This is a genomic window from Streptomyces sp. NPDC006516, from assembly GCF_040611875.1.
Taxonomy (GTDB): domain Bacteria; phylum Actinomycetota; class Actinomycetes; order Streptomycetales; family Streptomycetaceae; genus Streptomyces.
The window spans coordinates 38999-59623 of sequence record NZ_JBEXPD010000014.1 but is presented as its reverse complement, the minus strand read 5'-3'; the positions used below and the strand labels follow the sequence as shown (position 1 = coordinate 59623).

Here is a 20625-nt window from a genome sequence, read left to right as displayed (position 1 = left end):
GCCCGGCGGCAGCAGTGCCGGTCCGAGGTCTCGCCGGTCCGTGACGGGGCGTCCTGCGCGGAAAGCGGGAAGGAGTCAAGATCCTCCGGCGCGGACTGCGGGTACTCAGCCCCGGTGACACGCCGCGGAGCACACGCGCTTCAGGTCGACATGACCTCGCGTCGTCAGGTGTGCGGATCGCTGCATGTCACGCAACGTATCCGGAGCACGGCAAGCCGGTCAAACACCTGACCGCATGGTGGACTCCGGTGCCGTGGGCGAACTACCGGCCGCCGGACGGCGTTCCGTGAACCCCGCAGGTCGCGGCGGGTCACGGTGCCGCGGGCGCCCACGGCACCCGGGCGTGCGGTCGCGGATCCGCGTGAGGGGGGCCACCCGGCGCCGAACTGATCGGCGGAAGCGGGGGAATGACGCCCGGAATTAACCTCCGGTCTCTTGCCAGGACTGGTCTACGCGCATAGTTTTTGGCCCCTCACTACACATTTGGGGGCAGTTCCCGTGCACATAGCCAGACCCGGCTCCGCCCTGCTGGCCGCCGCAGTGGCCGTAACCCTGTCGGTCACCGCCCTGCCCGCCGCCTTCGCGGCACCGTCGTCGTCTGCCGTCATCTCCGAGGTGTACGGCGGCGGGGGCAACTCCGGTGCGACGCTCACCCGCGACTTCATCGAGCTCGCCAACGCCGGCCAGAGCTCCTTCGGCCTGTCCGGCTTCAGCGTCCAGTACCTGCCGGGCACCCCTTCCGCCGGTTCGCTGTGGCAGGTCTCCGCGCTGTCGGGCGCCGTCGCGCCCGGCGGCCGGTACCTCGTCGCGCAGGCCGCCGGCACCGGCGGCACGGTGGCCCTTCCGGCCGCCGACGCGACCGGCACGGTGGCGATGTCCGCGGCGAGCGGCACCGTCGCGCTCGTCTCGGGCACCACCCCTCTGACTTGCAGGACGGCAGCCGACTGCGCCGCCGACACCCGGATCGTCGACCTCGTCGGTTACGGCTCCGCGGTGGTGCGGGAGGGCAGCGGCCCGGTCACGGGCGCTTCGGCCACGGCGTCGGTGGCACGTGGGACATCGCTGGCGGACACCGACGACAACGCCGCCGACCTGGCCTCCGGCGTCCCGTCACCGGTCAACGCGGCGGGCGAGACGTCCGGCGGTTCCGGGCCGGGCGAGCCCGGCGGCCCGACCGAGCCAGGCACGGTGCGGGTCCACGACATCCAGGGCACCACCCGCCTCTCCCCGCTCGCCGGGCAGTCGGTGACCGGGGTCCCAGGCGTCGTCACGGGTGTGCGGTCCACGGGCTCGCGCGGCTTCTGGATCCAGGACGCCGTGCCGGACGCCGACGCCCGCACGAGCGAAGGCCTGTTCGTCTACACTGGCTCCGCCGCCCCCACCGTCACGATCGGTGACTCGGTGCTGGTCAGCGGCAAGGTGGCCGAGTACTACCCGGCCACCGGAACCCAGTCGCTCACCCAGATCACCGCTCCGCTCACCACGGTGCTGTCCTCCGGCAACGCGCTGCCCGACGCCGTCGTCCTGGACGCCTCCTCGGTACCGGACGGCTACGTGCCGTCGGCCGGCGGCGGGTCGATCGAGGGGCTCGCACTCGACCCGGCGGCGTACGCCCTGGATCTGTACGAGTCGCTCGAAGGCAGCCGCGTCACGATGGCCGACACCCGGGTGACGGGCGCGACGACCGCGTACGACGAGGTCTGGGTGACGGTGAAACCGCAGGAGAACCCGACCGCGCGCGGCGGCACGCTGTACGCCTCCTACGAGGATCAGAACACCGGCCGCCTCAAGGTGATGTCGCTGGACGCTGCGAGGCCCGTCCCGGCGGCGAACGTCGGCGACGTGCTGTCCGGCACCACCACGGGTGTCGTCGACTACGCGTCCTACGGCGGTTACAACGTCCAGGCCACCGAGCTGGGCACGCTGAAGGACAACGGCCTGAAGCGCGAGGTGACCCGGAAGCAGAAGCGCAAGGAGCTGGCCGTCGCCACGTACAACGTGGAGAACCTCGACGCGGGCGACGACCAGGGCAAGTTCGACACCCTCGCCCAGGGCGTGGCGGTCAGTCTCTCGTCCCCCGACATCGTGTCCCTGGAGGAGATCCAGGACGACAACGGAGCGGTGAACGACGGGACCGTGGGCTCCGAGGCGACGCTGAAGCGCTTCACCGACGCCATCGTGGCAGCGGGCGGGCCCCGGTACGCGTGGCGTTACGTGGCGCCCGCGGACGGCCAGGACGGCGGCGAGCCCGGCGGAAACATCCGTAACGTCTTCCTCTACAACCCCGAGCGGGTCGACTTCGTGGACCGTGCGGGCGGCGACGCCACGACCGCGGTCCAGGCGGTGAAGACGAAGAAGGGTGCCACGCTCTCCGTCTCGCCCGGCCGGGTCAACCCCACGAGTACGGCCTGGGACAGCAGCCGCAAGCCGCTGGTGGGCGAGTTCCGCTTCCGTGGCGAGTCGGTCTTCGTCATCGCCAACCACTTCGCGTCCAAGGGCGGCGACCAGTCCCTGCACGGCCGCTTCCAGGAGCCTGCGCGCAGCTCCGAGACGCAGCGCGTGCGGCAGGCCGCGGAGGTCAACACCTTCGTGACCTCGCTGCTGAAGGCCGACAAGTCGGCCCAGGTCATCACGCTCGGCGACCTGAACGACTTCGCGTTCTCCCCCACCATGGCGGCGCTGACCGGCGGCAACGTCCTCAAGCCGCTGATCACGACCCTGCCCGCCGGGGAGCAGTACAGCTACGTGTACGACGGCAACTCGCAGACGCTGGACCACATCCTGACCAGCCCCTCCGTGCGCCGCTTCGACTACGACGTGGTGCACATCAACGCGGAGTTCGCCGACCAGGCGAGCGACCACGACCCGCAGATCGTGCGGTTCGACGTGAAGGGTCAGGGCAAGGGCCACCCCCACCACTGACGAACCGGGTGGCGGCCCGGTGAGGGGCCGCCACCCGGATCACCTCGGGTTCGGGACCGCCACCCCGGGCACTTGAATCACCGCACACCCGGGATCACCGCGGGCACAGGGCCCCCGAGACACCACGGGCACGGGGCCGCCGCCCCGGCCCGCGGGCGCCGGCCCCGGACCGCCGTCCGTTCGACGGGCGAGGTGCTCCTCGACGCGAGCAGCGCTCTCGAAGCAGAGCGCCGTCCCGGACTCCTCGGCGGCGTCACGGTGGTGACGGCCGGTGAGCTCACCGCGGTGCAGTACGCGGTGCGGGGGAAGCGTGGTGCAGGCGCGATGCGGGGGTGGATTCCGCCGGAGAGCGCGACGCTTGTGCCGGAGTGACCACCCGCGCTTGTGCCGGAGGGGCCGCCGGCGCCCGCGTCTGGTGCGGGAGCGGGGCGGCAACCGGGTCGAGCGGCCGGCCGGTGAAGAAGCGCGTCACGAGAGCGGCTACCTCCTCCGAGCGCTCCAGCACCACCCAGTGGTCGGAATCCGGCAGGGTGAGGAAGCGGCTGTCCTCGATCGTCCCCGCGAACTCCCGCTGCCTCTCGGGCGAGGTCACCGTGTCGTGCTCCCCCGCGAAGACCAGCGTCGGCACGCCGGACAGCCCGCCGGAGAAGTCCGGCCGGTCCGCCAGCGCCCGCCGCAGGGATTCGGCGGCGTGCTCCGAGTGGGCGAGCGCGTGCAGGAAGGAGCGCCGCACGTAGCGCCTGGCGAGCTCCCTGCGGTGCACGTGGCGATCCGGGTCCAGGCACATCAGGCCGTCCGTGGCCAGGCTCGCGAAGCCCTCCGTGTCCCCGTCGGCCAGCCGCCGCACCGCCCGCTGCCAGTAGTCCCGCCGCTCCGCGCCGATGTGCGTGGGCACGCCGCCCAGCACGAGCCGGGCGATACGCCCCGGCGCGTGCTGGGCACAGCCGAAGGCGACGGCCGCGCCGTAGGAGAAGCCGAAGAGGTTGATCCGGGGAACGCCGAGGTCGTCCATGATGCCGGTCACCGCGGCCCGCAGGACCGGGGCCCCGGGGCCGGGTGGCAGGGGGTCGGCCGTTCCCATGCCGGGCAGGTCGGCGGTCACCACGTCGGCGACCGCGCCGAGGTGGTCGTCCATCTGCGGCCAGCCGAACATGCCCTGCAGTGCGCCGCCGATGACGAGAACCGGTTCGGTGGCCGGCGCTCCCGCGGCGGCCGGGTCACGGGGCAGGACCCGGTAGCAGTACCGCAGTCCGTCCACGGTCAGGGACCGGATGATCTCCTCGGGCATGATGCTCCTCGCTTCCCCTCAGGCCCTGGTCAGCACGAGCGCCGCGTTGTGACCGCCGAAGCCCAGTGACGTCTTGACCGCGCAGTCGAAGGAGGCGTGCCGGGCCTCCTTGCTCACCACCTCCACGGGGATCGCCGGGTCGGGGGCGTCGAGGTTGGCGGTCGGCGGGACCAGCTGGCGCTGGAGCGCGAGGACGGTCAGCGCGCTCTCGATGCCGCCCGCCGCACCCAGGGTGTGCCCGGTCATGGCCTTCGTCGAGGTGACGAGGGGGTGCTCGCCGAGGACGCGGCGCAGCATGACCGCCTCGATGAGGTCGTTGGCGACGGTCGAGGTGCCGTGGGCGTTGACGTGGCCCACGTCGAGCGCGTCGATCCCGGCGTCCGCCAGGGCGGTGCGCAGCGCCCGTTCGATGCCGAGGCCGTCCGGGTCGGGGGCCACGGCGGAGTGGGCGTCGCTGGACGCGCCGTAACCGGCGACCCTGGCGCGGACGGTGGCCCCGCGGGCGCGCGCGTGCTCGGGGCGCTCCAGGACGAGGAGGCCGGCGCCCTCACCGACGACGAATCCGTCGCGGTGCGTGTCGAAGGGGCGGCAGGCGGCCTGCGGGTCGTCGCGGCGGGTGGAGACGGCCCGCATCTGGCAGGCGCTGGCGATCAGGAGCCGGGAGCGGACCGACTCGGCGCCGCCCGCGACGACGATGTCGCAGGCCCCGGTGCGGAGCATCTGGTGGGCGGTGCCGATGGCCACCGTGCCCGACGAACAGGCGGTGGAGACGGCCTGGCTGGGGCCGTGCACGCCGAGGTCCATGGCGACGCTGCTCGCGGCGCCGTTGACGACGCTCAGCGGGGCGAGCTTCGGGGAGACGCGCCGTGCCCCGCGCTGCGTGAGGGTGGTGTGCTGTTCGTCGTAGAACGGCAGGCCGCCGTGGGCGGAGCCGATGACGACCCCGACCCGCCCGCTGTCCCAGACCGCGGGGTCGAGCCCGGCGTCGGCGACGGCCTCGCGCGCGGCGATCACGGCGAGCTGGGAGAAGCGGTCCATCAGCCGCTGCGCGGCGACACCCAGCACGGCCTTGGGGTCGACACCGGTGACCGTGTACATGAAGTCGCAGGGCAGCCCGTCGAGTTCGGGCGGGTTCTCGACCGAGGGGGCGACAGCGGGATCGCACACCCCGTGCCAGGCCGCCTCCGCCCCCACTCCGGCGGCCGTGACGAGGCCGATGCCGGTGACCGCGGCGCTGAAGGGCTCGACGCCCGGCCGGGCCGAACGACGGGCGAACGGCCCGCGGCCCGTCACGCGCCGGCCTTGTCGCGCACGGCCGCGACCAGACGGCCGACGGTGTCGCGGGACGACAGGACGACGTCCTCCAGATCGACGTCCATCCGCTCCTCGATGAGGAGCCGGAGTTCCTCCAGGGCCAGGGAGTCCAGGCGCAGCTGACGGAGCGGCACCTCGGGCCGGATGTCCAGGGGATCGGTTCCGAACCTGGTGACGAGCAAGGCGCTGATCTCTTCCGAGGTGCTCATGGGGACGCTCCTCCGCTTCGGTACGCGGTGACGCCGGCCGCGTGGGGGGTGGGGTGGCCATCGGGGACGCCGGCTGCTCGGGAGGGACCCTTTATACGCCTTCGCGGCCGGTCCTCCGGCCCTCGTTCCCCCGGGAGGAGGGCGAGCGTCCAGGTGTGCGAATCCGCCGCGCCGGTGCCGTGGATGACACGATGGGCCGGGACACGGACACGGACGTACAGACGTACGGACACGGGCTCCCAGGGAAGTGCGAGGCGGTCATGGCGGAGGAACAGCACGGCGCGGCGGTACGGCTCAGCCCGTCCGGCTGGGTGGCGAAGCAGGCGGAGCTGTACGAGTCGTCGGGCGGCACCAAGGGGACCACTCAGCTCGGCGTGGACTGCCTGCTGCTGGACTACGTCGGCCGGCGCAGCGGCGCCGTGCGGCGCACGGTGCTGATGTACGGGCGGGACGGCGAGGACTACCTGATCGTGGGGTCGAACGGCGGCTCCGACAGCCACCCGCTCTGGTACCTGAACCTGCTGGCCGGACCGGAGGTGGACGTCCGGGTGGGCACGGAGCGTTTCCCCGCCCTGGCGGAGCCCCTCTCCTCCGAGGAGAAGGAGCGGGTGTGGCCGCACCTCGTGGAGGTCTTCCCCCGGTACGCCGAGTACCGCGCGAAGACCTCGCGCGAGATTCCGGTGGTCCGGCTGCGCCGGCGCTGACCGGCGCCGGGGGCGTGCGGGGGCGGGCGCCAACAGGACTCCCCGGGAGGGTCCTTGAGCCGTACACTCCGCGATCATGACCTTCGAAACCGTGTACGCGGACGCCCCCTCCCCCGACGGGCCCGCGCTCTTCCCGACCATGTCCACGATGCGCGCCATGCGCCGCCTCAAGCCGGAGCCCGTCCCGGACGAGACGCTCGACCAGCTCATACAGGCCGCCGTCTGGGGTCCCAGCGGCGGCAACATGCAGGCGTACGAGTACGTGGTCGTCACCGACCGTGCGGTGATGGCTGACCTGGCTCCGCTGTGGAAGCGGTGTGTGGACGCCTATCTGGCGACGACCGGCAAGCACGCGCCGAAGGGGATGCCCGAGGCGGCGTACGGCCGGATGGTGGCGGCGATCGAGTACCAGCGCGACCACTTCGCGGACACGCCGGCGCTGATCATCCCCTGTTACAAGTTCCCGGAGGCGCAGTTCGACGAGGAGGGCCTGGCCGTCTACGCCGAGGCGCTCGGCCCGGCGGGCCTGGAGCACATGGCGGGCACGCAGACCCGCTTCCAGGCGCTCGCGGAGGGTTCCTGCGTCTATCCGGGCGTCCAGAACATCCTGCTCGCGGCCCGGGCGCTGGGGCTCGCGGCCAACGTCACCATCTGGCACCTGATGCTGGAGCAGGAGTGGAAGAAGGCGCTCGGCGTCCCGGCGGACACGCACACCTTCGCGGCCATTCCGGTGGGGTGGCCCGAGGGCAACTTCGGGCCCGTACGCCGCCGTCCGGTCGCCGACGTCGTCCACCGGGACCGCTGGTAACCGCACCCGTTCGCCGTCACCCCTCGGCCGGTGGGGTGACGGCGCAGGGAGGCCGGACTGGCTATCCAACTCCATTGGAGTGAAAGCGAGTTGGACGCACCGGTGCGTCGTTGTCATGCATTGCTCAGGTGGATAGCCTGTGCGGGCTCGACGGCCCTCGGCCACACCTCCGGCCTTCGGCCTCCCTCTCCCCCACAGACTCGGAGCAGGTCATGCCCCCACGTCCCGCCGGCCACACCCAAGGCCGCGCAGCCGTCCTGGCCTCACTCACCGTCACGGCGCTCGTCGCCACCGGCCATCCGGCGTCCGCGGCGCCGGCGGACCCGGACTCCATGAACCAGGCCTTCGCCCGGGCCGCCGAGGAGTACGGCGTGCCGCGCGATCTGCTCACCGCCGTCGGCTACAGCGAGACCCACCTGAACGGGCACGGAGGGCTCCCCAGCCAGGACAACGGCTACGGCGTGATGCACCTGGTCAGCAACCCCGCCAACCACTCCCTGGAGAAGGCCGCCTCCCTCACGGGTGAGGCCGTGGCCGAGCTGCGCCGGGACACCGGGACCAACATCCTGGGTGGCGCGGCCGTCCTGCGGAGCCATGCGGACGCGCTGGGCATGGACGCGGCCGAGCGCGCGGACATCGACTCCTGGTACCCGGCCGTCGCCCGCTACAGCGGGGCGGAGGGAGCCGTCGCCGCTCTCTACGCCGACACCGTCTACACCTTCCTCGCCGAAGGGCTGCGCACGACCGTCGGCGGCGAACGCGTCTCGGTCACCTCCCGCCCCGTCTCCCCCGAGAAGGGCCCCCTGGCGAAGGCGGACATCACCACCCAGAGCCCGGACTACCCGGCCGCCCTCTGGGTCGCCGCGAACACCGCCAACTACGCGGTGGGCCGCACCGCCACGGTCGACAAGGTCGTCGTCCACGTCACGCAGGGCTCGTACGCCGGGACCATCAGCTGGTTCCAGAACGCGACGTCCAAGGTCAGCTCGCACTACGTGGTCAGGTCCTCGGACGGCCAGATCACCCAGATGGTGCGCGACAAGGACACCGCCTACCACGCCAAGAGCGCCAACGCCTCGTCGCTCGGCATCGAGCACGAGGGCTTCGTCGACGACCCCTCCTGGTTCACCGACACGATGTACCGCTCCTCCGCGGCGCTGACGAAGCACCTCTGCGACCGCTACGGCATCCCCAAGGACCGTTCCCACGTCATCGGGCACAGCGAGGCACCCGGGAACGACCACACCGACCCGGGCGGCAACTGGAACTGGACCTACTACATGCAGCTCGTCGGGGGCACCGGCGGCAGCGGCGACGGACTGAGCTTCGGCGCGTACACCACGCAGACGTCGGGCTCGACGGGCGCGCAGGTCACAGCGCTCCAGACGCTGCTGAACCAGCAGGGCTACGAGGCGGGCGCCGCGGACGGGATCTTCGGCGCCGCCACCAAGAGCGCCGTGCAGGCGTTCCAGACGGCCCGCGGGCTGAGCCCCGACGGCACGGTCGGGCCGAAGACCTGGACCGCACTGCTCTCGGCCGGCACCACACCGGTACTGACCAAGGGCAGCTCGGGCGACGCCGTGAAGCGGCTCCAGCGCGCGCTGACCGCGGCCCTGGGCACGACGGTGTCCGCCGACGGCGCCTTCGGTACGGCGACGGACACGGCGGTGCGCAGCTACCAGAGTTCACGCGGCCTCTCGGTCGACGGCAGCGTGGGGCCGAACACCTGGGCGGCGCTCCAGTCCGGCCGCTGATCCCGGCCAACGCCTCCCGCCCCGGCCCCTGATCCCCTCCGGCGCCTCCACCCCCGCCCCTGATCCCGGCCGGCGCCTCCCCCGTGCCCCGCACCGCCCTCTGAGTACCGGTACTCATGCCCCGGCCCCCTCGCGCCGGGACCATGACGGACGAGCGGGTACGGCGGGACACGGGGCGGGGCGCCTTCCGGCGCCGGTCGAGGGGGACGGCATGAGCCGGTTCATCGGAGTGGTGCTCACGGCGGCGGTACTGGCCGGCGCCCTGACGTTGGCGTACACGTCGGGGGCGCCGGCCTCGTTGTTGCTGGGCGCCGCCGCGGGGGTGCTGAGCCTGCTGTGGCTGCTCCTGCTGCTGACGGTGCCATGGAATCTGTACTTCCGGGCGCACTCGGTGCTGGCCGAGATCGGCGTGAGCCGCTCGAAGGGCCTGGAGGTACCGAAGGAGCGCGACACCGAGGCCACGCGGATCGCGCGGCTGATGCTCCGGGTGGCCGTGGCGGGGCACGCCCTGACCGCCGCCCTGGTCGTGACGGTCACGGCGGCCACGGGAGCTGTGACGGGCTACTGGTTCGCGGGCTTCTTCCTGCTCAGTACGGCCTTCAGGCCGGCCGGCGCCTACTTCGGGCAACTGCGGCGACGGCTCGGCACCCTGCTGAAGGACGTCACCTTCCCCCGTGACGACGTGCTGGAACTGCGCGAGAGCGTGGCACGACTCCACGCGGGCACGAAGGCCCTGGAGGAGAAGGCGGAGGAGCAGTACCGGGCGCTGGCCGAACTGCGCCGCACCATGGACGCGTTGAACGTCTCCGCTCACGGTCGGGCCGACGACGCCGACCGGAGGATCGCCGCGCTCGCGCGTGAATTCGAGTCCACGGTGAACCGTCTGACGGACAACCAGGAGATCATCAGCGGCCTCAAGGCGTTCCTGCGGCTGCTACGGACGGCCGACGACGCGTCCTGAGCTCTCACGCCGCACTCTCCCCGAAGCTGTCGGCCGCATTTCGGTGGTATGGGCGAGCCCCAGTCCCTAACATAGGAAGCAGAAAGCATCACTATCCATAATAGAAGGCGAGCAGAGCAATGCCGGCACTCCCGTGGATCACCCCTCAGCCGCCCCCCTCCGAAGGCACGGCCGTGGTCATGGCCTCGCGCTTCGAGGTCCGCTCACTGCGCGACGTACCGCGCTTCTTACTGAAGTCACTGGCCGCCTGGAAGCAGGTGCGGTCCGCGCCGGGGGCGTTCGGCGCCTCGCTCGTGGCCCGGCCCTCGAAGCGGGTGTTCTACACCCTGTCGGCCTGGGAGAGCCGTGAGGCGCTCCACGCCTACGCCAGGACGGAGCCGCACCGCTCGGTCATGACAGGCCTCGGACCGACGATGCGCTCCTCCACGTTCACCTTCTGGGACGTACCGGTCGACCGGCTGCCGATCAGCTGGGACGAGGCGATGCGGCGCATCGACGAGCAGCGGCATGCCGAGGCCGCCGGCCGGGGGAACGAGACGGCCTGACGCCGGGCCGCCCGCCCGCACGCTCCGGAGCGCACCCGCCGAGCGCGGGTACGCCTTCCCCCACGCCGCGCCCACGGGCGAACCTGAGACCTGCCGGCACGGGGCCGGCAGGCCAGGAGGGCGGTCGGACATGGCTCGTACGCAGTCGAGGTGCGGAGCACTCACCCAGAAGGGCACGCGCTGCCGGCGACTGGCGATGAAGGACGCCTCGCGGTGCGACCGGCACCGGGGCGACTGGTCGACGTACACCGTCGCGAGGCGCAAGGCCCAGGAGAAGGCGGCCCGCCGCCGCGGCTGACCCGGCCCGTACGCCGTCGCGGCTCAGGCACGTGAGAAGAGGTGGTTCCGCCCCCCTCGCGGGACGCGGAACCACCTCTCCTGGATCGTTCAGCAGGTCACTTCAGGCCGAAGGCCTTGATGATCTCCTGGTCGACGGACAGACCGCCGGGGCCCTCGGCGTGCGCCTTGAGCGAGACCGAGGCCGCACCCTTGGCGGGCGTCCGCAGCTTCGCGGTCCACTCCCCCGACGCACCCTTGCGCAGCTGCACCACGCTCCAGGTCCGGCCCTCGTCGTAGCTGACCGACAGCGAGGCCTTGGCCGCCCTCACCGCGCCGTCCAGCCAGTCCTGCGTCCCGGACTCGATGCCGACCTCGACCTGCTTGCCGGCCTTGACGTCGCCCGCCAGGTCGGTGTCCACGTCGTAGTCGAGCTGGAGAAGCGGGATGTCGGCCCGCTGCGTGCCCTCGGGCAGGGCGCCCGAGACGAAGTTCCACTCGGTGTGCGTGCGGGTCGAGGTCTTCCAGGTGGCCTCGTCCCGCGCAGAGTCGATGACCAGGCGGTACGGCACCTTCTCGGGTGACAGATCCCAGACGGCACCGGCGCGGCCCGCACCCTTCTTGACCAAGGTGTCGCCCTGGTAGAAGGCGTAGGAAGTGGTGTCGTACTCGTCGGCGGGCATCGCGCCGGAGTGGCCCTCGCCCGAGTCGGTCCACGGCGTGATGTTGAACTGGAAGTCGTCGTACGCGGTACGGAAGGGACCCCAGTAGCCCGTGCCCAGGCGCGGACCGGTCACCGGGGCGAACCAGTCGGCGCGGTAGGTCCTGGCCGCCGCGTAGTCCAGGTCCGCGCTGCGCATCTCGAGCGCGGTGTCGGTCGCCTCGGCGTTGAACACCGAGTGGTTCTCGTACCAGAAGGAAGCGCCGGGCAGCGGGGTGACCCACTCGCTGCGGGTGCCCGGGAACTTCTCGTACTCCTCGAAGCCGATGCCGAAGCCGTAGTCCGGGATGTCGTAGCGGTAGCCGGCGCCGAGCACGTCCCGGTGGCCGTAGAAGGTGTTCTCGACCTTCGCCAGCTGCCGGGCCGAGGGCGCGTAGGCCAGCGAACGGTCCGGGACCGCTCCGTCGTGCCGGTCGACGAGGTCGTAGACGTAGCGGGCGAACTTCCGCTGGTCCACGTCGATCCGGGTGCCCTTACGGGCGGCCTCGATCAGGGACGCACCCGCGAGCCGCTGCACCGAGGCGACCGGGATCGTGGTCTCCTCGCCGTACGGCAGGTAGGAGGACTCCATCAGCACACCCCGGCCGTCGTTGACGACGAAGAGCGCCGAGGCACCCGCGGCGAGCGCGTTGGCCAGCCGGTCGGCGGGGGCGACAGCGTCGCTGCGGTCGACCACGACCGCCTTGCCCTTGGCGTTCAGGCCCTTGTAGTCGGAGGCCGCGCCGTTCCCGGCGTACACGGCCGCGAGCTTGCGGTGGCTGTCCTCGGCGACCGGGGATCCGATCTGCGCGGTGACCGGGACGTCACGTCCGCCGGCCGACACGTCGATCGCCTTCTCGCCCTGCCGCCACCGCGTCAGGTAGCTGAAGTCCCCCTCCTCGACCTTCTCGGTGGGGCTCACCCACAGCTGGTCGTAGGAGATCGGGAGGGTGAACGCCTCGCGCTGGACGACGCCGTTGGGGGCCGTGCGCGCCATGTCGAGGCGCATCTGCCGCTGCTCGGTCTCCTGGGGGGTGCGCACGGTGACCTTGCGCGCCTCCGAGGCGTCGAGGCTGACCGTCACCGGCTTCTCCAGGACGATCTCGGGGGCCATCAGGAAGGCGAGGCCCTGGGAGTCGGCCCGGTCGCCGTCGACGTCGAGAGCGCTCCACGCGGTGTAGTTGCCGGGCGGCAGACGCAGGGTGGTCTCGCCCGAGATGTTGACGGGGCTGAGGTTCGGGTCGCCCAGGGCGCCGAGGACCACCGTGCCGTCGGCGGGTTCGCCCGCGCGGTCACGCAGCTGGATCGTCAGGTCGTAGAGCTCCTGCTCCTTGTGCACGGCGAAGCCGGTGTGGGCCACGGTCGTGCCGGCCGCGTCGGTGGCGACGACCTGGCCGGAGAACTGGGTGTCGACCGGGACCTTCGCCGGGTCGATCGAGAGGACGGCCTCGGCGGTGGAACCCGCCGGGACGGTCAGCTTCGACGTGGACAGCGTGTACGCGGCCGCGTCCGTGTCCGTCGCCAGGTCCAGCGTCACGTCCGAGGCACCGGTGTTGCGGTAGGTGATCGTGCGCTCGGTGACCGGGTCGGCGTCGCTGTGCGGCCAGTTGTACGACGCGACCTCGACGGAACCCGTGGCTTCGATCGTCGTGTCGACGGCGGCCTTCACGTCGAGCCGGCCGGTGCCCTGCTCGTACGGGGTGTATCCGGGAAGCCGCACCGACGAGCTCATCAGCGCGTCCTTGATCCGCTGGCCGGACCAGTCGGGGTGACGCTGCTTCAGGATGGCGGCGGCGCCCGCGACGTGCGGGGTGGCCATCGAGGTACCGGACATCGACTGGTACATGCCCTCGATGCCGGGGACCGACTGCGATGCGGCGGCCTCGATGTCGACGCCGGGCGCGGAGAGGTCGGGCTTCAGGCCGTGCGACCGCACGAGCGGCCCCATGGAGGAGAAGTCGGCCCGGCCGTCCTGCTTGTCGACGGCGGCGACGGTCAGGGCGCTCGCGGCGGAGCCGGGCGAGCCGATGGTGCCCGCCCCGTAGGCGTTGCCCGCGGCGATCACGAAGAGCGGGCCGCCGTCGGCGGAGAGCGCGTCGACGGCCTGCGCCATCGGGTCGTTGCCGTCGTCCGGGATGCTGGAGCCCAGGCTCATGGAGATGACGTCGGCGCCTTCGGCCTTCGCCCACTCCATGGCCTCGATGATCCCGGAGTCGGCCCCGGATCCGCCGTCGCTCAGCACCTTGCCGATGATCAGGTCCGCACCGGGGGCGACGCCCTTGGCGGCGCCGTCCGATGCCGCGCCGGAGCCCGCGACGGTGGAGGCGACGTGCGTTCCGTGGCCGTTCCTGTCGTCGACCTCCTCACCGGGCACAAAGCTCCTGGACTGCGTGATGCGGTCCTTGACGTCCGGGTGGTCGACGTCGATGCCGGTGTCCAGGACGGCGACCGTCGTGCCCTTGCCGTCGTAGCCGGCTGCCCAGGCCTGGGGGGCGTTGACCTGCGGCACGGAGTCCTTCAGCGCCACCTCGGCCTTGCCGTCGAGCCACAGGGTGGCGATGCCGTTGTCCAGCGAACGGCTTTTGTCCGTACGGGAGATGTCGCTCCAGAAGGCGCGGGCGTCGTCCTTGTCGGCCTTGAGCGCCGCCCCGTGCACCGACTCCAGCCGGCGGACGGTCTTGCTGCCGCGGGGGGCGGCGGGCAGCGAACGCGCCTTGCTCGCGGGGTAGGTGGCGATCAGAGGGATGCCACCGGCCCGCTCGTCGTCGTACCCCATCTCGACCAGGGTCGAGACGTTGAACAGGCGGCGGTCCAGCTTCCCCGCCGCGACGAGGGCGCTCGCCTCGTCGGGGATGACGTAGACGTCCTCCCCGGCCTGCTGCACGTGTACGCCGCCCTCGGCGCCCCGGGGGCGGTCGACGGTGACGGTGTCCTGGTCGCCCGCGCCGTCCGTCCAGTGGACGACGTCACCCGTGACCAGCGTGATGTCGTAGTCGCGAACCTCGGGCCCGGGGCGTTCCCCGGCGGTCGGCGGCTTCGGAGCGGCGGTCGCGGAACCCGCTGCGGGAAGCATGACGCCGCTCACGAGGGCGACCGAGGTCGCTATGAGCAGAGCCCTGCGTCCCGCGCGAGCGGGTCTCGCCCGGCCGGAAACGGAGGAGAGGGAAAATGTCATGCAGCTGATCTACCGGTAAATCCGGGGCTGCGGACGACTTCCCCCCTGGCGTGAAACCGCCGTGGCGGCAACCCGCCCGGCGTGGTCAGCTGTCGACGGTGGTGTTCAGGCCACCGGGACGAGGGGCGTGGCGCTCTCGTGGTGGATGGGGGTGTGGGCGCCCTTGAGCGGCAGTCCGCTGCCACCGCGCCGGTCCGCGACGATCTCGGCGGCGATCGAGAGGGCCGTCTCCTCCGGCGTACGGGCGCCGAGGTCCAGCCCGATCGGTGAGTGCAGGGCGGCCAGCCGGGCCTCCGGCACGCCGGCCTCGCGCAGCTGCTCGTTGCGCTCCAGGTGGGTGCGGCGCGAACCCATCGCGCCGACGTAGGCGACCGGCAGCCGCAGGGCCAGTTCCAGCAGCGGGACGTCGAACTTCGCGTCGTGCGTGAGAACGCAGAGCACCGTCCGCGCGTCCACGTCCGTGGTGGCCAGATAGCGGTGCGGCCAGTCGACCACGATCTCGTCGGCGTCCGGGAAACGCGCCGCCGTCGCGAAGACGGGCCGGGCGTCGCAGACGGTGACGCGGTAGCCGAGGAAGCGGCCGGCGCGCACCAGGGCCGCTGCGAAGTCGATGGCCCCGAAGACGATCATCCGGGGCGGCGGGACGCTGGACTCGACGAGCAGGCTCAGCGGCTGCCCGCAGCGGGAGCCGTCCGCGCCGACGTCGACCTGCCCCGTACGCCCCGCGTCGAGCATCGCGCGGGCCTCGGCCGCGGTCGTGCGGTCCAGCTCGGGGTCTCCGCCGAGCCCGCCCTCGTGCGTCCCGTCCGGGTGGACGAGCAGGGGCCGTCCGAGCAGTTCGTCCGGCCCTTCGGTGACGCGGGCGACCGCCGCCGCGCGGCCTTGCGCCGCGGCGGCGAACGCGGCGGCGAACACCGGGCGCGCGGGGTCGTCCGCGCGCACCGGGGTCACCAGGATGTCGATGACGCCACCGCAGGTCAGGCCGACCGCGAAGGCGTCGTCGTCGCTGTATCCGAAGCGCTCGCGCACGGTGGTGCCGTCCTCGAGCGCCTGCCGGCACAGCTCGTACACCGCACCCTCCACACACCCGCCGGACACCGATCCGACGGCTGTGCCCTCACTGTCCACGGCGAGGGCCGCACCCGGCTGCCGGGGCGCGCTGCCGCCGACGGCCACCACGGTGGCCACGGCGAACGCGCGGCCCTGCCCGACCCACCGGTGCAGCTCTTCGGCGATGTCCAGCATGGCGTGTCTCCTTCTTGCTGAGGGGCGCTGGGTGCGGTGACGCGGTGGGCGTCAGGGGCTGACGCCCAGCCAGTTCTCGATGGGGTGCAGGGCGAAGTAGACGAGGAAGACCAGCGTCAGTACCCACATGAAGACGCCGACCTCCCGGGCCCTGCCCTGGGCGAGCTTGATGACCGAGTACGCGATGACGCCCGCGGCGACACCGGTGGTGATGGTGTAAGTGAACGGCATCAGGACCACGGTGAGGAAGACCGGTACGGCGACGGAGCGGTCGCCCCAGTCCACGTGCCGGGCGTTCTGCATCATCATGGCGCCGATGACGACCAGGGCGGCGGAGGCCACCTCGGCCGGCACGATCGCCGTGAGCGGGGTGAAGAAGAGGCAGGCGGCGAAGAAGAGCCCGGTGACGACGGAGGCGAGTCCGGTGCGGGCCCCTTCCCCGACTCCGGTCGCCGACTCGACGAACACGGTCTGGCCGGATCCCCCGGCCACTCCGCCGATCGCGCCGCCCGCGCCGTCGATGAACAGGGCCTTGGACAGGCCGGGCATCCGGCCCTTGTCGTCGGCGAGCTTCGCCTCCGTGCCGACACCGATGATGGTGGCCATCGCGTCGAAGAAGCCGGCCAGGACGAGGGTGAAGACGATCATGCCGACCGTCATCACGCCGACATCGCCCCAGCCGCCGAACTCGACGTCCCCGAGGAGCGAGAAGTCCGGTGAGGAGACCGCGCTGCCGCTCAGCTCGGGCGGGCCGCTGCTCCACGACTTGGGGTCGATGTCACCGACGGCGTTCAGGACGACGGCGGCCAGCGTTCCGGCGACGATGCCGATCAGGATCGCCCCGGGGACGTTCCGGGCCTGCAGCATGAAGATCAGCAGCAGGGTCACGGCGAAGACGAGGACGGGCCAGCCGGCGAGTTCACCGGCAGGACCGAGGGAGAGCGGCGTCGACGTCCCCTGGTGGACGAACCCGGCCTTGACGAGGCCGATGAGGGCGATGAAGAGGCCGATCCCGATGGTGATGCCGTGCTTCAGCGCGAGCGGGATGGCGTTCATGATCAGCTCGCGGAGGCCGGTGACGACCAGCAGGCAGATCACCACGCCGTAGACGACGCACATGCCCATGGCCTGCGGCCAGGTCATGGCCGGCGCGACCTGCGAGGCGAGCACCCCGGAGACGCTGAGACCGGCGGCGAGGGCGAGGGGGACCTTGCCGACGAAGCCCATCAGCAGGGTGGTGGCCGCCGCCGCGAGGGCCGTGGCGGTGATCAGGCCCGGCTGGCCGAGCAGCCGGCCGTCGACGTCCTCGCCGCCGAGGATGAGCGGGTTGAGCAGGAGGATGTACGCCATGGCCATGAAGGTCGTGACGCCGCCGCGCACCTCGCGCGCGACGGTCGATCCCCGTTCGGATATGTGGAAGTAGCGGTCGAGCCAGGACCGCCCGGCGGGGACGCGCGAGCCGGGGCCCGCGTCCTCCGATCCGGTCCTGGGTTCCACGGACTGCTGGGTCATGTTGCCTGACTCCCAAGGTTCACAGGGGCACCCGCGTGGAGCTGACGTGACTGCGGGATTTGGGATGACTGCGAGGCGCACGACCCGGGGGACGGCCCGAGGCGAACTCTTCGTGCAGATGGATCGGTTGGGCTGGAGAGCCGGGGTGGTGCCGCGGCGTGCGCGGGCACCACCCCGGAGATTCTGACGAGCCGTCAGGTACCGGTGATGTGCTCGGGACGCACCGGTGTCCTCTCGAGCGCCAGGCCCGTCGCGTTCCGGATCGCCGCGAGGACGGCCGGTGTGGACGACAGGGTCGGGGCCTCGCCGATGCCGCGCAGCCCGTACGGGGCGTGGTCGTCGGCGAGTTCGAGCACGTCGACCGGGATGGTCGGGGTGTCGAGGATGGTGGGGATGAGGTAGTCGGTGAAGGACGGGTTGCGCACCTTCGCCGTCTTCGGATCGACGATGATCTCCTCCATGACGGCCACGCCCAGCCCCTGGGTGGTGCCGCCCTGGATCTGGCCCTCGACCGACAGCGGGTTGAGTGCCTTGCCGACGTCCTGGGCGCAGGCCAGTTCGATGACCTTGACCAGGCCGAGTTCGGTGTCGACCTCCACGACCGCGCGGTGTGCGGCGAAGGAGTACTGGACGTGGCCGTTGCCCTGGCCCGTACGCAGGTCGAAGGGCTCGGTGGGGCGGTGGCGCCACTCCAGCTCGATGTCGACGGCCTCGTCCTCCAGCACCTCGGCCAGCGGGGCGAGCACCTCCCCCGCGTCGGTGACGACCTTGCCGCCCTCCAGCAGGAGTTCGGCGGTGGCCCAGGCGGGGTGGTACGTCCCGAACTTCCGGCGGCCCATCTCCAGGACCTTTTCCCGGACGGCCTCGCAGGAGTGCTTGACGGCGCCGCCCGTGACGTACGTCTGGCGGGACGCGGAGGTGGACCCTGCGGAGCCGACCTGGGTGTCAGCCGGGTGGATGGTCACCTGGCTGACGCCCAGCTCGGTCCGGGCGATCTGGGCGTGAACGGTGACTCCGCCCTGCCCGACCTCGGCCATCGCGGTGTGCACGGTGGCCACCGGTTCGCCGTTGATGACCTCCATCCGCACCCGGGCGGTGGAGTAGTCGTCGAAGCCCTCCGAGAAGCCGACGTTCTTCAGTCCGACGGCGTAACCGACACCGCGTACGACGCCCTCGCCGTGCGTGGTGTTGGACAGCCCGCCGGGCAGCGCGCGTACGTCGACGGAGCTGCCCTGGGCGTCGGCCGAGAGCCACTGCCGCTCGGGGGGCATCGGGCGGGCCTTCACACGGCGCAGCAGCTCGGCCACCGGGGCCGGCGAATCGACGGGCTGCCCCGTGGGGAGCAGGGTGCCCTGCTCCATGGCGTTCAGCTGCCGCAGTTCGACCGGGTCCATGTCGAGCGCGGCGGCGAGCTTGTCCATCTGTGCCTCGTAGGCGAAGCACGCCTGGACCGCGCCGAAGCCGCGCATGGCGCCGCAGGGAGGGTTGTTCGAGTAGAGGGCGATCGCCTCGATGTCGACGTCCTCCACGGCGTACGGGCCGACCGCGAGCGAGGAGGCGTTGCCGACGACGGCCGGGGACGCGGAGGCGTAGGCGCCGCCGTCCAGCACGATCCGGCACTTCATGTGGGTGAGCTTGCCGTCCTTGGTGGCCCCGTGCTCGTAGTGGAGCTTCGCGGGGTGGCGGTGGACGTGGCCGAAGAAGGACTCGAAGCGGTTGTAGACCATCTTCACGGGCTTGCCGGTACGCAGCGCGAGCAGGCAGGCGTGGATCTGCATCGACAGGTCCTCGCGTCCGCCGAAGGCCCCGCCGACGCCGGAGAGCGTCATGCGGACCTTGTCCTCGGGGAGGCCGAGGACGGGGGCGATCTGGCGGAGGTCCGAGTGCAGCCACTGGGTGGCGACGTACAGCTCGACGCCACCGTCCTCGGAGGGCACGGCGAGGCCGGACTCCGGTCCGAGGAACGCCTGGTCCTGCATGCCGAAGACGTAGTCACCGGTGACGACGACGTCGGCCCGTTCGGCGGCCCGGTCGGCGTCGCCGCGGACGATGGGCTGCCGGTGGACGATGTTGGGGTGCGGGACGTGCCCGATGTGGTGGTCCGTGCGGCCCTCGTGGACCAGGACGGCGCCGGGCGCGGTCGCGGACTCCTCGTCCGTGACGACCGGCAGTTCGGCGTAGTCGATCCTGATCTTGGCGGCGGCGCGCCGGGCGGTCTCGGGGTGGTCCGCGGCCACCAGGGCGACCGGCTCGCCGTGGTGGCGGACCTTGCCGTGGGCGAGGGCGGGGGTGTCCTGGATCTCCAGGCCGTAGTTCTTGACCGCGGCCGGCAGGTCGTCGTAGGTCAGGACGGCGTACACACCGGGGGTGGCGACGGCCTCGCCGATGTCGATCGACCGGATCTCGGCATGCGCGACGGTGGAGCGGAGGGTGTGGCCCCAGAGCATGTCCTCGTGCCACATGTCCGAGGAGTAGGCGAACTCGCCGGTGACCTTGAGGGTGCCGTCGGGGCGCAGGGTGGACTCACCGATGCCGCCCGGGGTCGTGGACCCCTGGGTGATCTTGGTGGGGGTGCCGGCCGGTACGGTCGCGGCTCGTGGACGCAGGGTCATGGCTGTCGCACCGTCTCTTCCTGACGGGCGGCGGCGAGGCGGACCGCGTCGAGGATCTTCTCGTAACCGGTGCACCGGCAGAGGTTGCCGGACAGCGCCTCGCGGATGTCCTGGTCGGACGGGGAGGGTGTGGTCTCCAGCAGCTCGTCGGCGGCGACCAGCAGGCCGGGGGTACAGAAGCCGCACTGCACGGCTCCCGCGTCGATGAACGCCTGCTGGACCGGCGAGAGCTCGGCCGCCTCCGCGCTCTGCGCGTCGGCGGGCCTGGCCTGCCACCGCTGTGCGGCGTCCAGCGAGGTGCCGCAGGCGCCGGTGGCGCAGCCGGTGCCGGGGTGGGCGTCGTCGCGATGCCTGGCGTAGTCGGCGAGACCCTCGACGGTGACGACCTCGCGGCCCTCCGCCTGGCCTGCGGCGACGAGACAGGAGCAGACGGGCACGCCGTCGAGGCGGACCGTACAGGAGCCGCATTCGCCCTGCTCACAGGCGTTCTTGGAACCGGGAAGCCCCATGCGCTCGCGCAGGACGTAGAGGAGGGACTCGCCCTCCCAGACGTCGTCGGCCTCCTGCTGACGGCCGTTGACCGTGAAGTTCACTCGCATG

The 20625-nt window shown here is 71.9% G+C and carries 15 protein-coding genes; 7 read left to right on the top strand and 8 right to left on the bottom strand.

Features of this window, described 5'->3' with window-relative positions:
• Nucleotides 1-498 precede the first annotated feature (498 nt).
• Entirely contained in the window at nucleotides 499-2922 is a 2424-nt protein-coding gene (locus ABZY45_RS29250; RefSeq protein ID WP_356744669.1) for an endonuclease/exonuclease/phosphatase family protein, read from the top strand.
• A gap of 277 nt (nucleotides 2923-3199) precedes the next feature.
• Here the strand turns inward: ABZY45_RS29250 and ABZY45_RS29245 are convergent, their stop codons facing one another.
• From ABZY45_RS29245 to ABZY45_RS29235, 3 genes are read right to left on the bottom strand one after another with little or no spacing between them, the layout of a single operon-like run.
• A complete protein-coding gene (locus ABZY45_RS29245; protein WP_356744667.1) occupies nucleotides 3200-4210 on the bottom strand; it encodes an alpha/beta hydrolase in 1011 nt (336 codons plus the stop codon).
• A gap of 18 nt (nucleotides 4211-4228) precedes the next feature.
• Nucleotides 4229-5503: a beta-ketoacyl-[acyl-carrier-protein] synthase family protein gene (locus ABZY45_RS29240; protein ID WP_356744665.1), complete on the bottom strand. Its 1275-nt coding sequence runs from the start codon at nucleotides 5501-5503 to the stop codon at nucleotides 4229-4231.
• On the bottom strand, nucleotides 5500-5733 hold the full coding sequence (locus tag ABZY45_RS29235; RefSeq protein WP_356744663.1) for a phosphopantetheine-binding protein: 234 nt from the start codon (nucleotides 5731-5733) through the stop codon (nucleotides 5500-5502). Before ABZY45_RS29235 ends, ABZY45_RS29240 begins: the two co-directional genes overlap by 4 nt.
• 260 nt (nucleotides 5734-5993) lie before the next feature.
• Between ABZY45_RS29235 and ABZY45_RS29230 the strand changes: the two genes are divergently transcribed.
• The 6 genes from ABZY45_RS29230 to ABZY45_RS29205 all read left to right on the top strand — a co-directional run bounded on the left by ABZY45_RS29230 (nucleotide 5994) and on the right by ABZY45_RS29205 (nucleotide 10803).
• Nucleotides 5994-6437 (top strand): nitroreductase family deazaflavin-dependent oxidoreductase, encoded by a 444-nt coding sequence (locus tag ABZY45_RS29230; RefSeq protein WP_356744897.1) that lies wholly within the window; start codon nucleotides 5994-5996, stop codon nucleotides 6435-6437.
• A gap of 76 nt (nucleotides 6438-6513) precedes the next feature.
• Nucleotides 6514-7245, top strand: coding sequence for a nitroreductase family protein (locus ABZY45_RS29225; protein WP_356744661.1), 732 nt, complete (start codon nucleotides 6514-6516; stop codon nucleotides 7243-7245).
• Between the two features lie 212 nt (nucleotides 7246-7457).
• Entirely contained in the window at nucleotides 7458-8999 is a 1542-nt protein-coding gene (locus ABZY45_RS29220; protein ID WP_356744659.1) for a peptidoglycan-binding protein, read from the top strand.
• Between the two features lie 211 nt (nucleotides 9000-9210).
• Nucleotides 9211-9960, top strand: coding sequence for a hypothetical protein (locus tag ABZY45_RS29215; RefSeq protein ID WP_356744657.1), 750 nt, complete (start codon nucleotides 9211-9213; stop codon nucleotides 9958-9960).
• 119 nt (nucleotides 9961-10079) lie between these two features.
• Nucleotides 10080-10505 carry a DUF3291 domain-containing protein gene (locus ABZY45_RS29210; RefSeq protein ID WP_356744655.1) on the top strand — a complete coding sequence of 142 codons (426 nt, stop codon included), beginning with the start codon at nucleotides 10080-10082 and terminating at the stop codon, nucleotides 10503-10505.
• 130 nt (nucleotides 10506-10635) lie between these two features.
• Nucleotides 10636-10803, top strand: coding sequence for a hypothetical protein (locus tag ABZY45_RS29205; protein WP_356744653.1), 168 nt, complete (start codon nucleotides 10636-10638; stop codon nucleotides 10801-10803).
• 97 nt (nucleotides 10804-10900) lie between these two features.
• Here the strand turns inward: ABZY45_RS29205 and ABZY45_RS29200 are convergent, their stop codons facing one another.
• The 5 genes from ABZY45_RS29200 to ABZY45_RS29180 form a co-directional block, all read right to left on the bottom strand.
• On the bottom strand, nucleotides 10901-14656 hold the full coding sequence (locus tag ABZY45_RS29200) for a S8 family serine peptidase (protein ID WP_356744651.1): 3756 nt from the start codon (nucleotides 14654-14656) through the stop codon (nucleotides 10901-10903).
• Between the two features lie 105 nt (nucleotides 14657-14761).
• Nucleotides 14762-15901: an XdhC/CoxI family protein gene (locus ABZY45_RS29195; RefSeq protein WP_356744649.1), complete on the bottom strand. Its 1140-nt coding sequence runs from the start codon at nucleotides 15899-15901 to the stop codon at nucleotides 14762-14764.
• 51 nt (nucleotides 15902-15952) lie between these two features.
• Entirely contained in the window at nucleotides 15953-17413 is a 1461-nt protein-coding gene (locus ABZY45_RS29190; protein WP_356744647.1) for an NCS2 family permease, read from the bottom strand.
• A gap of 194 nt (nucleotides 17414-17607) precedes the next feature.
• Nucleotides 17608-20025: a molybdopterin cofactor-binding domain-containing protein gene (locus tag ABZY45_RS29185; protein ID WP_356744645.1), complete on the bottom strand. Its 2418-nt coding sequence runs from the start codon at nucleotides 20023-20025 to the stop codon at nucleotides 17608-17610.
• Nucleotides 20022-20624: a (2Fe-2S)-binding protein gene (locus tag ABZY45_RS29180; protein ID WP_356744643.1), complete on the bottom strand. Its 603-nt coding sequence runs from the start codon at nucleotides 20622-20624 to the stop codon at nucleotides 20022-20024. The genes ABZY45_RS29185 and ABZY45_RS29180 overlap by 4 nt, the downstream gene beginning before the upstream one ends.
• Nucleotide 20625: the final 1 nt, after the last annotated feature.

What these genes read in the sequence shown, in the direction of transcription:
- ABZY45_RS29245 (WP_356744667.1), bottom strand. Translation starts at nt 4,210, where the DNA reads ATGCCCGAGGAGATCATCCGGTCCCTGACCGTGGACGGACTGCGGTAC.
- ABZY45_RS29235 (WP_356744663.1), bottom strand. Translation starts at nt 5,733, where the DNA reads ATGAGCACCTCGGAAGAGATCAGCGCCTTGCTCGTCACCAGGTTCGGA.
- ABZY45_RS29230 (WP_356744897.1), top strand. Translation starts at nt 5,994, where the DNA reads ATGGCGGAGGAACAGCACGGCGCGGCGGTACGGCTCAGCCCGTCCGGC.
- ABZY45_RS29225 (WP_356744661.1), top strand. Translation starts at nt 6,514, where the DNA reads ATGACCTTCGAAACCGTGTACGCGGACGCCCCCTCCCCCGACGGGCCC.
- ABZY45_RS29220 (WP_356744659.1), top strand. Translation starts at nt 7,458, where the DNA reads ATGCCCCCACGTCCCGCCGGCCACACCCAAGGCCGCGCAGCCGTCCTG.
- ABZY45_RS29215 (WP_356744657.1), top strand. Translation starts at nt 9,211, where the DNA reads ATGAGCCGGTTCATCGGAGTGGTGCTCACGGCGGCGGTACTGGCCGGC.
- ABZY45_RS29210 (WP_356744655.1), top strand. Translation starts at nt 10,080, where the DNA reads ATGCCGGCACTCCCGTGGATCACCCCTCAGCCGCCCCCCTCCGAAGGC.
- ABZY45_RS29205 (WP_356744653.1), top strand. Translation starts at nt 10,636, where the DNA reads ATGGCTCGTACGCAGTCGAGGTGCGGAGCACTCACCCAGAAGGGCACG.
- ABZY45_RS29200 (WP_356744651.1), bottom strand. Translation starts at nt 14,656, where the DNA reads ATGACATTTTCCCTCTCCTCCGTTTCCGGCCGGGCGAGACCCGCTCGC.
- ABZY45_RS29195 (WP_356744649.1), bottom strand. Translation starts at nt 15,901, where the DNA reads ATGCTGGACATCGCCGAAGAGCTGCACCGGTGGGTCGGGCAGGGCCGC.
- ABZY45_RS29190 (WP_356744647.1), bottom strand. Translation starts at nt 17,413, where the DNA reads ATGACCCAGCAGTCCGTGGAACCCAGGACCGGATCGGAGGACGCGGGC.
- ABZY45_RS29185 (WP_356744645.1), bottom strand. Translation starts at nt 20,025, where the DNA reads ATGACCCTGCGTCCACGAGCCGCGACCGTACCGGCCGGCACCCCCACC.
- ABZY45_RS29180 (WP_356744643.1), bottom strand. Translation starts at nt 20,624, where the DNA reads ATGCGAGTGAACTTCACGGTCAACGGCCGTCAGCAGGAGGCCGACGAC.